The sequence below is a fragment of the Rhizobium mulingense genome (genome assembly GCF_029194105.1).
Lineage (GTDB): Bacteria > Pseudomonadota > Alphaproteobacteria > Rhizobiales > Rhizobiaceae > Rhizobium > Rhizobium mulingense.
This window is the reverse complement of record NZ_JARFVE010000009.1, coordinates 34621-49092: the sequence shown is the minus strand read 5'-3', so window position 1 is coordinate 49092 and position 14472 is coordinate 34621. Positions and strand designations below refer to the sequence as shown.

General features: G+C 60.7%; 8 protein-coding genes. 7 read left to right on the top strand and 1 reads right to left on the bottom strand.

What is annotated here, in order from left to right; translation table 11 throughout:
* Positions 1-49: 49 nt before the first annotated feature.
* Together rpoB and rpoC are read left to right on the top strand one after the other, a co-directional pair.
* Positions 50-4189, top strand: coding sequence for a DNA-directed RNA polymerase subunit beta (gene rpoB / locus PYR71_RS20865; RefSeq protein ID WP_275620696.1), 4140 nt, complete (start codon positions 50-52; stop codon positions 4187-4189).
* Positions 4190-4377: 188 nt separating this feature from the next.
* Positions 4378-8586, top strand: a complete 4209-nt coding sequence (gene rpoC / locus PYR71_RS20860; protein ID WP_275620695.1) for a DNA-directed RNA polymerase subunit beta' — start codon at positions 4378-4380, stop codon at positions 8584-8586.
* 178 nt (positions 8587-8764) lie between these two features.
* Here the strand turns inward: rpoC and PYR71_RS20855 are convergent, their stop codons facing one another.
* Positions 8765-9058, bottom strand: coding sequence for a transcriptional regulator (locus PYR71_RS20855; RefSeq protein WP_183914754.1), 294 nt, complete (start codon positions 9056-9058; stop codon positions 8765-8767).
* 499 nt (positions 9059-9557) lie between these two features.
* Between PYR71_RS20855 and rpsL the strand changes: the two genes are divergently transcribed.
* From rpsL to rpsJ, 5 genes are all read left to right on the top strand, one after another.
* On the top strand, positions 9558-9929 hold the full coding sequence (gene rpsL / locus PYR71_RS20850) for a 30S ribosomal protein S12 (protein WP_003547537.1): 372 nt from the start codon (positions 9558-9560) through the stop codon (positions 9927-9929).
* A gap of 77 nt (positions 9930-10006) precedes the next feature.
* On the top strand, positions 10007-10477 hold the full coding sequence (rpsG, locus tag PYR71_RS20845; protein ID WP_004669085.1) for a 30S ribosomal protein S7: 471 nt from the start codon (positions 10007-10009) through the stop codon (positions 10475-10477).
* 29 nt (positions 10478-10506) lie between these two features.
* The gene (fusA, locus tag PYR71_RS20840; protein ID WP_064682261.1) at positions 10507-12606 is read left to right on the top strand and encodes an elongation factor G; all 2100 of its coding nucleotides are present in this window, start codon (positions 10507-10509) and stop codon (positions 12604-12606) included.
* Positions 12607-12673: 67 nt separating this feature from the next.
* Entirely contained in the window at positions 12674-13849 is a 1176-nt protein-coding gene (gene tuf, locus PYR71_RS20835) for an elongation factor Tu (protein ID WP_004669088.1), read from the top strand.
* A 303-nt stretch (positions 13850-14152) separates the two neighbouring features.
* The gene (gene rpsJ / locus PYR71_RS20830; RefSeq protein WP_003547547.1) at positions 14153-14461 is read left to right on the top strand and encodes a 30S ribosomal protein S10; all 309 of its coding nucleotides are present in this window, start codon (positions 14153-14155) and stop codon (positions 14459-14461) included.
* Positions 14462-14472: the final 11 nt, after the last annotated feature.

The window sequence follows — 14472 nt, the reverse complement described above, 5'->3', positions numbered from 1 at the left end:
CGGTTCCCGTCCGTTGCAGGCCCGGGTGCAAGATTTTGAAGGAGCGACGATGGCTCAGACCCTTTCGTTCAACGGTCGCAGGCGCGTACGCAAGTTTTTTGGTAAGATCCCCGAAGTCGCAGAAATGCCGAACCTCATCGAGGTCCAGAAGGCGTCCTACGACCAGTTTCTGATGGTGGAAGAGCCGAAAGGCGGCCGGCCCGACGAGGGTCTTCAGGCCGTCTTCAAGTCGGTTTTCCCGATCACCGATTTCTCCGGCGCCTCGATGCTGGAATTCGTATCCTACGAGTTCGAGCCGCCGAAGTTCGACGTTGACGAATGCCGCCAGCGCGACCTGACCTACGCCGCGCCGCTGAAGGTGACGCTGCGCCTCATCGTGTTCGATATCGACGAGGATACCGGCGCCAAGTCGATCAAGGACATCAAGGAACAGTCGGTCTACATGGGCGACATGCCGCTCATGACCAACAACGGTACGTTCATCGTCAATGGCACCGAGCGCGTCATCGTTTCGCAGATGCACCGTTCGCCGGGCGTCTTCTTCGACCATGACAAGGGCAAGAGCCATTCTTCCGGCAAGCTGCTCTTCGCCGCCCGCGTCATTCCTTATCGCGGCTCCTGGCTCGATATCGAATTCGACGCCAAGGACATCGTCTACGCCCGCATCGACCGCCGCCGCAAGATTCCGGTGACCTCGCTGCTGATGGCGCTCGGCATGGACGGCGAGGAAATCCTCGACACCTTCTACACGAAGTCGCTCTATAAGCGCGACGGCGAAGGCTGGCGCATTCCCTTCAAGCCGGAAACGCTGAAGGGCGCCAAGGCGATCACCGAGATGGTCGACGCCGATACCGGCGAAGTCGTCGTCGAAGCCGGCAAGAAGCTGACGCCGCGCCTGCTGCGCCAGCTGTCCGACAAGGGCCTGAAGGCGCTGAAGGCCGGCGACGACGATCTCTACGGCAACTACCTTGCCGAAGACATCGTCAACTACTCGACCGGCGAAATCTACCTCGAGGCCGGCGACGAGATCGACGAGAAGACGCTCGCCATTATCCTGGCGAACGGTTTCGACGAGATCCCGGTTCTCGGCATCGACCACATCAATGTCGGCGCCTATATCCGCAACACGCTGTCGGCCGACAAGAACGAGAACCGTCAGGACGCTCTGTTCGACATCTACCGCGTCATGCGTCCGGGTGAACCGCCGACCATGGAATCGGCCGAAGCCATGTTCAACTCGCTGTTCTTCGATGCGGAGCGTTACGACCTCTCCGCCGTCGGCCGCGTCAAGATGAACATGCGTCTCGATCTGACCGTCGAAGACACCGTCCGCATCCTGCGCAAGGACGATATCCTGGCCGTGGTCAAGATGCTGGTCGAACTGCGCGACGGCAAGGGCGAGATCGACGACATCGACAACCTCGGCAACCGCCGTGTCCGCTCGGTCGGCGAGCTGATGGAGAACCAGTACCGTCTCGGCCTGCTGCGCATGGAGCGCGCGATCAAGGAACGCATGTCCTCGATCGAAATCGACACGGTCATGCCGCAGGATCTGATCAACGCCAAGCCGGCTGCCGCAGCCGTGCGCGAATTCTTCGGTTCCTCGCAGCTCTCGCAGTTCATGGACCAGGTCAACCCGCTCTCGGAAATCACCCACAAGCGCCGCCTTTCGGCTCTTGGCCCGGGCGGTCTGACCCGCGAGCGCGCCGGCTTCGAAGTCCGCGACGTGCATCCGACCCACTACGGCCGCATCTGCCCGATCGAAACGCCGGAAGGCCCGAACATCGGTCTGATCAACTCGCTTGCGACCTTTGCCCGCGTCAACAAGTACGGCTTTATCGAAAGCCCGTACCGCCGCATCGTCGACGGCAGGGTGACGAATGACGTGCTCTACCTCTCCGCCATGGAAGAGGCCAAGTACTACGTCGCCCAGGCCAACGCCGAGATGAACCCTGACGGTTCCTTCGTTGACGAATTCGTCGTCTGCCGTCATGCCGGCGAAGTTATGCTCGCGCCCCGCGACAGCATGAACCTGATGGACGTTTCGCCGAAGCAGGTCGTTTCGGTGGCTGCGGCACTCATCCCGTTCCTGGAAAACGACGACGCCAACCGCGCCCTCATGGGCTCGAACATGCAGCGTCAGGCCGTGCCTCTGCTGCGCGCCGAAGCCCCGTTCGTCGGCACCGGCATGGAGCCGGTCGTCGCCCGTGACTCGGGCGCCGCCATCGGCGCCCGCCGCGGCGGCGTAGTCGACCAGGTCGACGCGACGCGTATCGTTATCCGCGCCACCGAAGACCTCGAAGCCGGCAAGTCCGGCGTCGACATCTACCGCCTGCAGAAGTTCCAGCGTTCGAACCAGAACACCTGCGTCAACCAGCGTCCGCTGGTCACCGTCGGTGACGTCGTCAACCGCGGCGACATTCTCGCCGACGGTCCGTCGACCGATCTCGGCGACCTGGCGCTCGGCCGCAACGCGCTCGTCGCGTTCATGCCCTGGAATGGCTACAACTACGAAGACTCGATCCTGCTCTCCGAGCGCATCGTTGCCGACGACGTGTTCACCTCCATCCACATCGAAGAATTCGAAGTGATGGCGCGCGACACCAAGCTTGGTCCTGAGGAAATCACCCGCGACATTCCGAACGTTTCGGAAGAAGCGCTGAAGAACCTCGACGAAGCCGGCATCGTCTATATCGGCGCCGAAGTTCAGCCGGGCGATATCCTCGTGGGCAAGATCACGCCGAAGGGCGAAAGCCCGATGACGCCGGAAGAAAAGCTTCTGCGCGCCATCTTCGGCGAAAAGGCCTCCGACGTGCGCGACACCTCCATGCGCATGCCGCCCGGCACCTACGGCACCATCGTCGAAGTTCGCGTCTTCAACCGCCATGGCGTCGAGAAGGACGAGCGCGCGATGGCGATCGAGCGCGAAGAAATCGAACGCCTTGCCAAGGACCGCGACGACGAGCAGGCGATCCTCGACCGTAACGTCTACGGCCGTCTGATCGACATGCTGCGCGGCCAGGTCTCGATTGCCGGCCCGAAGGGCTTCAAGAAGGGCACCGAGCTTTCGAACGCTGTCGTCTCCGAATATCCCCGCTCGCAGTGGTGGATGTTCGCGGTCGAGGACGAGAAGGTCCAGAGCGAGCTCGAAGCACTCCGCGGCCAGTACGACGAATCCAAGTCGCGCCTTGAGCAGCGCTTCATGGACAAGGTCGAGAAGGTCCAGCGCGGCGATGAAATGCCTCCGGGCGTCATGAAGATGGTCAAAGTCTTCGTCGCCGTGAAGCGCAAGATCCAGCCCGGCGACAAGATGGCCGGCCGTCACGGGAACAAGGGCGTGGTCTCGCGCATTGTGCCTGTCGAGGATATGCCGTTCCTTGAAGACGGCACGCATGTCGACGTCGTTCTGAACCCGCTCGGCGTGCCTTCGCGCATGAACGTCGGCCAGATCCTGGAAACGCACCTGGGCTGGGCTTGTGCCGGCATGGGTCGCCAGATCGGCGAATTGATCGAAGCCTACAAGGCGAACGGCAACATCGAGCCGCTGCGCAAGACCATCGGCGATGTCGTGGGTGCCGGCCCGAAGGCCGAGCAGGTCCACGAATTCGACGATGAGTCGGTTCTGCGTCTTGCCGACCAGTGGAAGCGCGGCGTTTCGATTGCAACGCCTGTTTTCGACGGTGCCCACGAAGGCGACGTCAACGACATGCTGCGTCTGGCGGGGCTCAAGGACACCGGCCAGTCGACGCTCTATGACGGTCGTACCGGCGAGCAGTTCGACCGCCAGGTCACGGTGGGCTACATCTACATGCTGAAGCTCAACCACCTGGTCGACGACAAGATCCATGCCCGCTCGATCGGTCCTTACTCGCTCGTTACCCAGCAGCCGCTGGGCGGCAAGGCGCAGTTCGGCGGTCAGCGCTTCGGCGAAATGGAAGTCTGGGCGCTCGAAGCTTACGGTGCGGCCTACACGCTCCAGGAAATGCTGACGGTGAAGTCGGACGACGTCGCCGGCCGCACCAAGGTCTACGAAGCCATCGTCCGCGGAGACGACACGTTCGAAGCCGGTATTCCGGAAAGCTTCAACGTTCTCGTCAAGGAAATGCGCTCGCTGGGCCTCAGCGTCGAGCTTGAGAACACCAAGCTTGACGAAGCACAGGCAAACCAGCTGCCCGACGCGGCCGAGTAAGCATTGATAGGGCGTGCGCTGCCATGCGGCGCACGCCGGTCCCGCCGGACGCCGCATCCATGTCGGCCCGGAAGGGAAGTTTCGCCGCATCTTGCGGTTATTCTCGTTTAAGCGAGGGAGGCGGCTCCCGGGAAATTGCCGCTGACCATCGCATTTTGAGGGCGCTTTCGCCCATGAAGGAGACAGGCATGAACCAAGAGGTCATGAATCTTTTCAATCCGCAGGTGCCTGCACAGAATTTCGATTCCATTCGGATTTCGATCGCGTCTCCGGAGAAGATCCTCTCCTGGTCCTACGGTGAGATCAAGAAGCCGGAAACTATCAACTACCGCACGTTCAAGCCGGAACGCGACGGTCTGTTCTGCGCGCGCATCTTCGGGCCGATCAAGGACTACGAATGCCTGTGCGGCAAGTACAAGCGCATGAAGTACAAGGGCATCATCTGCGAAAAGTGCGGCGTCGAAGTCACGCTGTCGCGCGTTCGCCGTGAGCGCATGGGCCATATCGAGCTCGCCGCTCCCGTTGCCCATATCTGGTTCCTGAAGTCGCTGCCGAGCCGTATTTCGACGCTGCTCGACATGACGCTGAAGGATGTTGAGCGCGTCCTTTATTTCGAAAACTACATTGTCACCGAGCCGGGCCTGACGGCGCTCAAGGAGCACCAGCTCCTCTCGGAAGAAGAGTACATGCTCGCCGTCGACGAATACGGCGAAGACCAGTTCACCGCGATGATCGGCGCCGAGGCGATCTACGAGATGCTGGCCTCGATGAACCTCGAGAAGATTGCCGGTGATCTGCGCTCGGAGCTTGCCGACACGACGTCGGATCTCAAGCAGAAGAAGCTGATGAAGCGCCTGAAGATCGTCGAGAACTTCATGGAGTCGGGCAACCGTCCGGAATGGATGATCATGAAGGTCGTCCCGGTCATTCCGCCGGATCTGCGTCCGCTTGTTCCGCTCGACGGCGGCCGTTTCGCGACGTCGGATCTGAACGATCTCTATCGCCGCGTCATCAACCGTAACAACCGCCTGAAGCGCCTGATCGAGCTTCGCGCGCCGGGCATCATCATCCGCAACGAAAAGCGCATGCTGCAGGAATCGGTTGATGCGTTGTTCGACAACGGCCGCCGCGGCCGCGTCATCACCGGCGCCAACAAGCGTCCGCTGAAGTCGCTCTCCGATATGCTGAAGGGCAAGCAGGGCCGCTTCCGCCAGAACCTGCTCGGCAAGCGCGTCGACTATTCCGGCCGTTCGGTCATCGTCACCGGTCCGGAATTGAAGCTGCACCAGTGCGGCCTGCCGAAGAAGATGGCGCTCGAACTGTTCAAGCCGTTCATCTATGCCCGCCTCGACGCCAAGGGTTACTCCTCGACCGTCAAGCAGGCCAAGAAGCTGGTCGAGAAGGAAAAGCCTGAGGTCTGGGATATTCTCGACGAGGTCATCCGCGAGCATCCGGTTCTGCTGAACCGTGCGCCGACGCTGCACCGCCTGGGCATTCAGGCCTTCGAGCCCACCCTGGTCGAAGGCAAGGCGATCCAGCTGCACCCGCTCGTCTGCACGGCCTTCAACGCCGACTTCGATGGCGACCAGATGGCCGTTCACGTGCCGCTGTCGCTCGAAGCCCAGCTCGAAGCCCGCGTGCTGATGATGTCGACCAACAACATCCTGCATCCGGCCAACGGCGCGCCGATCATCGTCCCCTCGCAGGACATGGTTCTCGGCCTCTATTACCTGTCGATCCTCAACCAGAACGAGCCGGGGGAAGGCATGGCCTTCTCCGATCTCGGCGAGCTGCATCATGCCCTCGAAAGCAAGGTCGTGACGTTGCACACCAAGATCCGCGGCCGTTTCAAGTCGATCGGCGAGGATGGCAAGCCCTACTCGAAGATCTATGAGACGACGCCTGGCCGTCTGCTCATCGGCGAACTGCTGCCGAAGAACGGCAAGGTGCCCTTCGACATCTGCAACCAGGAAATGACCAAGAAGAACATCTCCAAGATGATCGACACGGTCTACCGCCATTGCGGCCAGAAGGACACGGTCATCTTCTGCGACCGCATCATGCAGCTCGGCTTCTCCCATGCCTGCCGCGCCGGCATTTCGTTCGGCAAGGACGACATGGTCATTCCGGATGCCAAGGCGAAGATCGTTGCCGACACCGAAAGCCTGGTGAAGGAATACGAGCAGCAGTACAATGACGGTCTGATCACCCAGGGCGAGAAGTACAACAAGGTTGTCGACGCCTGGGGCAAGGCCACCGAAAAGGTCGCCGAAGAGATGATGGCCCGCATTAAGGCGGTCGAATTCGATGAGAACACCGGCCGTCAGAAGCCGATGAACTCAATCTACATGATGAGCCATTCCGGCGCCCGCGGTTCTCCGAACCAGATGCGCCAGCTGGGCGGCATGCGTGGCCTGATGGCCAAGCCGTCGGGCGAAATCATCGAGACGCCGATCATCTCGAACTTCAAGGAAGGCCTGACTGTCAACGAGTACTTCAACTCGACGCACGGCGCCCGCAAGGGTCTGGCAGACACGGCGCTGAAGACCGCCAACTCCGGTTACCTGACCCGTCGTCTCGTCGACGTCGCGCAGGATTGCATCGTCACGCATGTCGATTGCGGAACCGAAACCGGTCTGACGATGACGGCGATCGTCGACGCCGGCCAGGTCGTCGCCTCGCTCGGCGCCCGTATCCTCGGCCGCACGGCGCTCGACGACATCGATCATCCGGTTACCGGCGAGCGTATCGTCGATGCCGGCAAGATGATCCTCGAGCCCGATGTCATCGAAATCGAGAAGGCCGGTATCCAGTCGATCCGGATCCGCTCGGCGCTGACCTGCGAAATCCAGACGGGTGTCTGCTCGGTCTGCTACGGCCGCGACCTCGCGCGCGGCACGCCTGTCAACATGGGCGAAGCCGTCGGCGTCATCGCCGCTCAGTCGATCGGCGAGCCGGGAACCCAGCTGACCATGCGTACCTTCCACCTTGGCGGTACGGCAACCGTGGTCGACCAGTCGTTCCTGGAAGCCTCCTACGAAGGTACGGTGCAGATCAAGAACCGCAACGTCCTGCGCAACTCCGAAGGCAGCCTCGTTGCCATGGGCCGCAACATGACCGTCCAGATCCTGGACGAGCGTGGTGTCGAGCGCTCCTCGCAGCGTGTCGCCTACGGTTCGAAGCTGCATGTCGACGAAGGCGACAAGGTCAAGCGCGGCCAGCGTCTGGCGGAGTGGGACCCTTATACCCGCCCGATGATGACGGAAGTGGCCGGTACGGTTCAGTTCGAGGATCTCGTCGACGGTCTCTCCGTTCTCGAAGCAACCGACGAATCCACCGGCATCACCAAGCGCCAGGTCATCGACTGGCGTTCGACCCCGCGCGGTTCGGACCTCAAGCCGGCGATCGTCATCAAGGACGCCAGCGGCAATGTCGCCAAGCTGGCGCGTGGCGGTGACGCTCGCTTCCTGCTCTCGGTCGACGCCATTCTGTCGGTCGAGCCGGGCACGAAGGTCTCCCAGGGTGACGTTCTCGCCCGTTCGCCGCTCGAAAGCGCCAAGACCAAGGACATCACCGGTGGTCTGCCGCGTGTTGCCGAACTGTTCGAAGCGCGCCGTCCGAAGGATCACGCCATCATCGCTGAGATCGATGGTACGATCCGCCTCGGCCGCGACTACAAGAACAAGCGTCGCGTCATCATCGAGCCGGCGGAAGACGGTGTCGAGCCTGTCGAATACCTGATCCCGAAGGGCAAGCCCTTCCACCTTCAGGACGGCGACTATATCGAAAAGGGTGACTACATCCTCGACGGTAACCCGGCTCCGCACGACATCCTGGCGATCAAGGGCGTGGAGGCACTTGCTTCCTACCTAGTCAACGAAATCCAGGAAGTCTATCGTCTGCAGGGCGTTGTCATCAACGACAAGCACATCGAGGTGATCGTCCGTCAGATGCTGCAGAAGGTGGAAATCACCGACGCCGGCGACTCGACCTATATCGTCGGCGACAACGTCGACCGGATCGAGCTCGAGGATGTCAACGACCACCTGATCGAGCAGGGCAAGAAGCCCGCCCACGGCGACCCGGTTCTGCTCGGCATCACCAAGGCGTCGCTGCAGACCCCGTCCTTCATCTCGGCCGCATCTTTCCAGGAAACGACCAAGGTGCTGACGGAAGCGGCAATCGCCGGCAAGACCGACGGCCTGCAGGGTCTGAAGGAAAACGTCATCGTCGGCCGGCTCATCCCGGCAGGTACCGGCGGCACCATGACCCAGATCCGCCGTATCGCCACCTCGCGCGACGAGCTGATCCTCGAAGAACGTCGCAAGGGCACCGGTGCAGCCGTTGCCACGCCGATGCTGCAGGACATGGCTGAAAAGGCCCCGGCCGCGGAATAACCGCGGCTGAAGTCCCGGAATTCAAGATACGAATTGAAAAACCGCCCGGAGCGATCCGGGCGGTTTCTCATTTTTCTGTGCTCTGGTCGATCCGGCGGGGAGGGGGAACTACGTGTCTGGCAGGCCCTGCAGGCGGGCGCTGCGCTCGCCCCTGCGGTTTCGCCGCCGGCCGCTCCGGTCAGTTGAACCGGATGATCGCGACCTCGCCGTCGACCGCGCCCTGATAGGCCGAGGCATGCGGCTCTTCGGCCGGAACTTCGGTCAGCATGCCAATCTGGTCGAGATCGGCCTCGATGAAACCTTCCTCGGCAAGGGCATTCAAGGCTTCGCGCACGGCTGTATCGTCGTCGGGCGCCTTCAGCATGATGTGCAGGTCGATGCCGTCGCTGGAGTCAGACTCATAGCCTTTGCCGATGATGATGAAGATCATCGGCCCGTCGAAATTGTTGTCGTTATCCGGTGTCGTAATCATCGCCTGTCCTTCGGCTTAGTGTCGATTCGATCGCTCGAATCCTGCTATGAGGGCTTAACGCCGCAATTGCTGATTCCTTAACTGCTTTTCCTGCGATGCCCAAGTTTTTATCTTGGCGCATGGCCGGGAATTCGTCTAGGAGGACGAAAACAGGGCGTCTGGCCCGCATATCAAGGCGATGCGGCGAGTTTATTTCTTAACCGGCCTTGACGGGAGAGGTGGAAACCAGTAGTACCCCGCCCATCAGATCCCATGTGAGGCTTGGCTGTTCGGGGCGACGCGCCCTGAAGTTCACCTCAAACAAGGTTCTAAACGCACGTTGAAGTCATGATGCTGCACGCATGACGCATAATTTCATGCGTCCTCTGCTCCTTGTGGTCCATCTGCGGAAGCGGATCGGGCCATATTTTGCGCATTGAACCGAAAGCATGCGTCATTGCCGGAGACGGCGCGAGTTCAAGCCCGCAAGGGTACTGAGATAAACGTAAGGGATGGTTGAATGCCTACCGTAAACCAGCTGATCCGCAAGCCTCGCCAGGCGAACGTAAAGCGTAATAAGGTTCCCGCTCTCCAGGAGAACCCGCAGAAGCGCGGCGTTTGCACGCGCGTCTACACGACGACGCCGAAGAAGCCGAACTCGGCTCTGCGTAAGGTCGCCAAGATCCGCCTGACCAACGGCTTCGAAGTCATTGGTTACATCCCCGGTGAAGGTCACAACCTTCAGGAACACTCCGTCGTGATGATCCGCGGCGGCCGCGTCAAGGACCTGCCGGGTGTCCGTTATCACATCATCCGCGGCGTCCTCGATACCCAGGGTGTCAAGAACCGCAAGCAGCGCCGCTCCAAGTATGGCGCGAAGCGTCCGAAGTAATTCGGTTTTGAATAATCCGGCGCTGCGCGAGGTCCTCCGCGTGATGAAGCGCCTTAACGGTTGAAGAGACGAAAAGTATGTCCAGACGTCATAAAGCAGAAAAGCGCGAGATCAATCCGGATCCGAAGTTCGGCGATCTCGTTGTCACCAAGTTCATGAATGCCATCATGCTCGATGGCAAGAAGTCCGTTGCTGAAAACATCGTCTATGGTGCGTTCGACGCCGTTCAGGGCAAGTCCAAGCAGGAGCCGCTTTCGGTTTTCCATTCTGCGCTCGACAATATTGCCCCGCACGTTGAAGTCCGCTCGCGCCGCGTCGGTGGTGCGACCTATCAGGTTCCGGTCGACGTTCGTCCGGAGCGCCGCCAGGCCCTCGCCATTCGCTGGCTGATCGCCGCTGCCCGCAAGCGCAACGAAACGACCATGATCGATCGTCTTTCCGGCGAACTGCTCGATGCGTCCAACAACCGCGGCTCCGCCGTCAAGAAGCGCGAAGATACGCACAAGATGGCTGACGCCAACCGTGCGTTCTCGCACTATCGCTGGTAATTCCGAACGGTATCGAAAGGCAGTCCACAATGGCTCGCGAATATAAGATCGAAGACTACCGCAATTTCGGTATCATGGCGCATATCGACGCCGGCAAGACCACGACCACCGAGCGTATCCTTTACTACACCGGCAAGTCGCACAAGATCGGCGAGGTCCACGACGGCGCAGCCACCATGGACTGGATGGAGCAGGAGCAGGAGCGCGGAATCACGATCACGTCTGCTGCCACCACGACCTTCTGGAAGGGGCGTGACGGCAAGATGCGCCGCTTCAACATCATCGACACTCCCGGCCACGTCGACTTCACCATCGAAGTCGAGCGTTCGCTGCGCGTTCTCGACGGTGCGATCGCTCTTCTCGATGCCAACGCCGGCGTAGAGCCGCAGACGGAAACCGTCTGGCGTCAGGCTGAGAAGTACAACGTTCCGCGCATGATCTTCTGCAACAAGATGGACAAGACGGGCGCTGACTTCTACCGCTCGGTCGAGATGATCAAGACCCGTCTCGGTGCGACCGCTGTCGTCATGCAGCTGCCGATCGGCGCCGAAAGCGATTTCAAGGGCGTTGTCGACCTCGTCGAGATGAACGCTCTGATCTGGCGCGATGAATCGCTCGGCGCCCAGTGGGACGTCGTCGAAATCCCGGAAGACCTGAAGGCCAAGGCTGAAGAATATCGCGAAAAGCTGATCGAGACGGTTGTCGAGATCGACGAAGCAGCGATGGAAGCCTACCTCGAAGGCAACATGCCCGACAACGACAAGATCCGCGAGCTCGTTCGCCGCGGCACGATCGACGTCAAGTTCCATCCGATGTTCTGCGGCACCGCCTTCAAGAACAAGGGCGTTCAGCCGCTGCTTGACGCCGTTGTCGACTACCTGCCGTCGCCGCTCGACATTCCGGCGATCAAGGGCATCGACTTCAAGACCGAAGCCGACATCGAGCGTCACGCAGACGACGCCGAGCCGCTTTCGATGCTGGCGTTCAAGATCATGAACGACCCCTTCGTCGGTTCGCTCACCTTCGCACGCATCTATTCCGGCAAGCTCGAAAAGGGCTCCTCGGTTCTGAACACGGTTAAGGACAAGCGCGAGCGCGTCGGCCGTATGCTGCAGATGCACTCCAACTCGCGTGAAGACATCGAAGAAGCCTTTGCAGGCGACATCGTTGCACTCGCCGGCCTGAAGGAAACCACCACTGGCGATACGCTCTGCGATCCGCTGAAGCCGGTTATCCTTGAGCGCATGGAATTCCCCGAGCCGGTCATCCAGATCGCCATCGAGCCGAAGTCCAAGGGCGACCAGGAAAAGATGGGCCTCGCGCTCAACCGCCTGGCTGCCGAAGATCCGTCCTTCCGCGTGAAGACGGATCAGGAATCCGGTCAGACGATCATTGCCGGCATGGGCGAACTGCACCTCGACATTATCGTCGACCGCATGCGCCGCGAGTTCAAGGTTGAAGCAAACGTGGGCGCGCCGCAGGTTGCTTACCGCGAAACCATCACGCGCCAGACCGAAGAAGACTACACGCACAAGAAGCAGACCGGTGGTACCGGCCAGTTCGCGCGCGTCAAGATCATCTTCGAACCGAATCCGGAAGGCGAAGATTTCAAGTTCGAGTCCAAGATCGTCGGTGGCTCGGTTCCGAAGGAATACATCCCGGGCGTTCAAAAGGGCATCGAAAGCGTTCTGTCTTCGGGTCCGCTCGCTGGCTTCCCGATGCTCGGCGTCAAGGCGACGCTCATCGACGGTGCCTTCCACGACGTCGACTCGTCGGTTCTGGCGTTCGAAATCGCATCCCGCGCCTGCTTCCGTGAAGCAGCCAAGAAGGCCGGCGCTCAGCTCCTCGAGCCGATGATGAAGGTCGAAGTCGTCACCCCGGAAGATTACGTCGGCGACGTTATCGGCGACCTTAACTCCCGCCGTGGCCAGATCCAGGGTCAGGAAAGCCGTGGCATCGCGGTCGTCATCAGCGCCAACGTTCCGCTGGCCAACATGTTCAAGTACGTAGATAACCTGCGCTCCATGTCGCAGGGCCGTGCTCAGTACACGATGACCTTCGATCACTATGCGCCGGTCCCGTCGAACGTCGCAACTGAAATCCAGGCAAAGTATTCCGGTCAGAAGTGACCGGAATACCAATTGACCGATAACAAGAATTAGATCCCCTCGGGACTAGCAAAACGGAGAGCCGAAAATGGCAAAGAGTAAGTTTGAGCGCAATAAGCCGCACGTCAACATTGGCACGATCGGCCACGTTGACCACGGCAAGACGTCTCTGACGGCAGCGATCACGAAGTACTTCGGTGAGTTCAAGGCGTACGACCAGATCGACGCGGCTCCGGAAGAGAAGGCGCGCGGCATCACCATCTCGACGGCGCACGTCGAATATGAGACGCCGAACCGCCACTACGCGCACGTCGACTGCCCCGGCCATGCCGACTACGTGAAGAACATGATCACCGGTGCTGCCCAGATGGACGGCGCGATCCTGGTGTGCTCGGCTGCTGACGGCCCGATGCCGCAGACGCGCGAACACATCCTGCTGGCCCGCCAGGTCGGCGTTCCGGCGATCGTCGTGTTCCTGAACAAGGTCGACCAGGTTGATGACGCCGAGCTGCTCGAACTGGTTGAGCTCGAAGTTCGCGAACTGCTGTCGTCCTACGACTTCCCGGGCGACGACATTCCTGTTGTCAAGGGTTCGGCGCTTGCCGCTCTTGAAGATAGCGACAAGAAGATCGGCGAAGACGCGATCCGCGAGCTGATGGCAGCGGTCGACTCCTATATCCCGACGCCCGAGCGTCCGATCGACCAGCCGTTCCTGATGCCGATCGAAGACGTGTTCTCGATCTCGGGCCGCGGCACGGTCGTGACCGGCCGCGTCGAGCGTGGCATTGTCAAGGTTGGCGAAGAAGTCGAGATCGTCGGCATCCGCCCGACCTCGAAGACGACGGTGACCGGCGTTGAAATGTTCCGCAAGCTGCTCGACCAGGGCCAGGCCGGCGACAACATCGGCGCACTGGTTCGCGGTGTGAACCGTGACGGCGTCGAGCGTGGCCAGATCCTGTGCAAGCCGGGTTCGGTCAAGCCGCACAAGAAGTTCATGGCTGAAGCCTACATCCTGACGAAGGAAGAGGGCGGCCGTCATACGCCGTTCTTCACCAACTACCGTCCGCAGTTCTACTTCCGCACGACCGACGTGACCGGCATCGTCACGCTGCCGGAAGGCACGGAAATGGTCATGCCGGGCGACAATGTCACGGTTGCCGTCGAGCTGATCGTTCCGATCGCGATGGAAGAAAAGCTGCGCTTCGCCATCCGCGAAGGCGGCCGCACCGTCGGCGCCGGTATCGTCGCCTCGATCGTCGAGTAATTCCTTCGGCCGCTCCGGTGGAGTGGCCGATTCGATGACATTATTATGAAGCAGGCGGCGCAAGCCGCTTGCTTATTACACAGAAATATCGCAAATGGCGCGCGAGCGCGATTTGCGTACTGCTTCGGATGACGAAGCGGCGACTAAAAAACCAATTAAGGTGGGCTAGAGGCCCTGAAGACTGGATAGGGTTCCGCTTCGGCACCCTCTCGATCTTTGAAACCGGTGGTCCGCCTTAGGAAGAAAGAACAACCCGTGTCTTGCCCAGAGACATGTGGGAAACAAACACAAGGATAACGTCGAATGAACGGCCAAAATATCCGCATTCGCCTGAAGGCGTTCGATCACCGGATTCTCGATGCTTCTACGCGCGAGATCGTGTCGACGGCGAAGCGCACCGGTGCAAGCGTCCGGGGCCCCGTTCCGCTTCCGACCCGCATCGAGAAGTTTACGGTCAACCGGTCCCCGCACATCGACAAGAAGAGCCGCGAACAGTTCGAGATGCGCACGCACAAGCGCCTTCTCGACATCGTAGACCCGACCCCGCAGACGGTGGACGCGCTGATGAAGCTCGATCTCGCCGCCGGTGTCGATGTTGAGATCAAGCTCTGAGCTTGCTCGAG

Bases quoted from the DNA above. Each gene is read 5' to 3' on its own strand.
- tuf (WP_004669088.1), top strand. From the start codon at position 12,674: ATGGCAAAGAGTAAGTTTGAGCGCAATAAGCCGCACGTCAACATTGGC.
- rpsG (WP_004669085.1), top strand. From the start codon at position 10,007: ATGTCCAGACGTCATAAAGCAGAAAAGCGCGAGATCAATCCGGATCCG.
- rpoB (WP_275620696.1), top strand. From the start codon at position 50: ATGGCTCAGACCCTTTCGTTCAACGGTCGCAGGCGCGTACGCAAGTTT.
- rpsL (WP_003547537.1), top strand. From the start codon at position 9,558: ATGCCTACCGTAAACCAGCTGATCCGCAAGCCTCGCCAGGCGAACGTA.
- PYR71_RS20855 (WP_183914754.1), bottom strand. From the start codon at position 9,058: ATGATTACGACACCGGATAACGACAACAATTTCGACGGGCCGATGATC.
- rpsJ (WP_003547547.1), top strand. From the start codon at position 14,153: ATGAACGGCCAAAATATCCGCATTCGCCTGAAGGCGTTCGATCACCGG.
- rpoC (WP_275620695.1), top strand. From the start codon at position 4,378: ATGAACCAAGAGGTCATGAATCTTTTCAATCCGCAGGTGCCTGCACAG.
- fusA (WP_064682261.1), top strand. From the start codon at position 10,507: ATGGCTCGCGAATATAAGATCGAAGACTACCGCAATTTCGGTATCATG.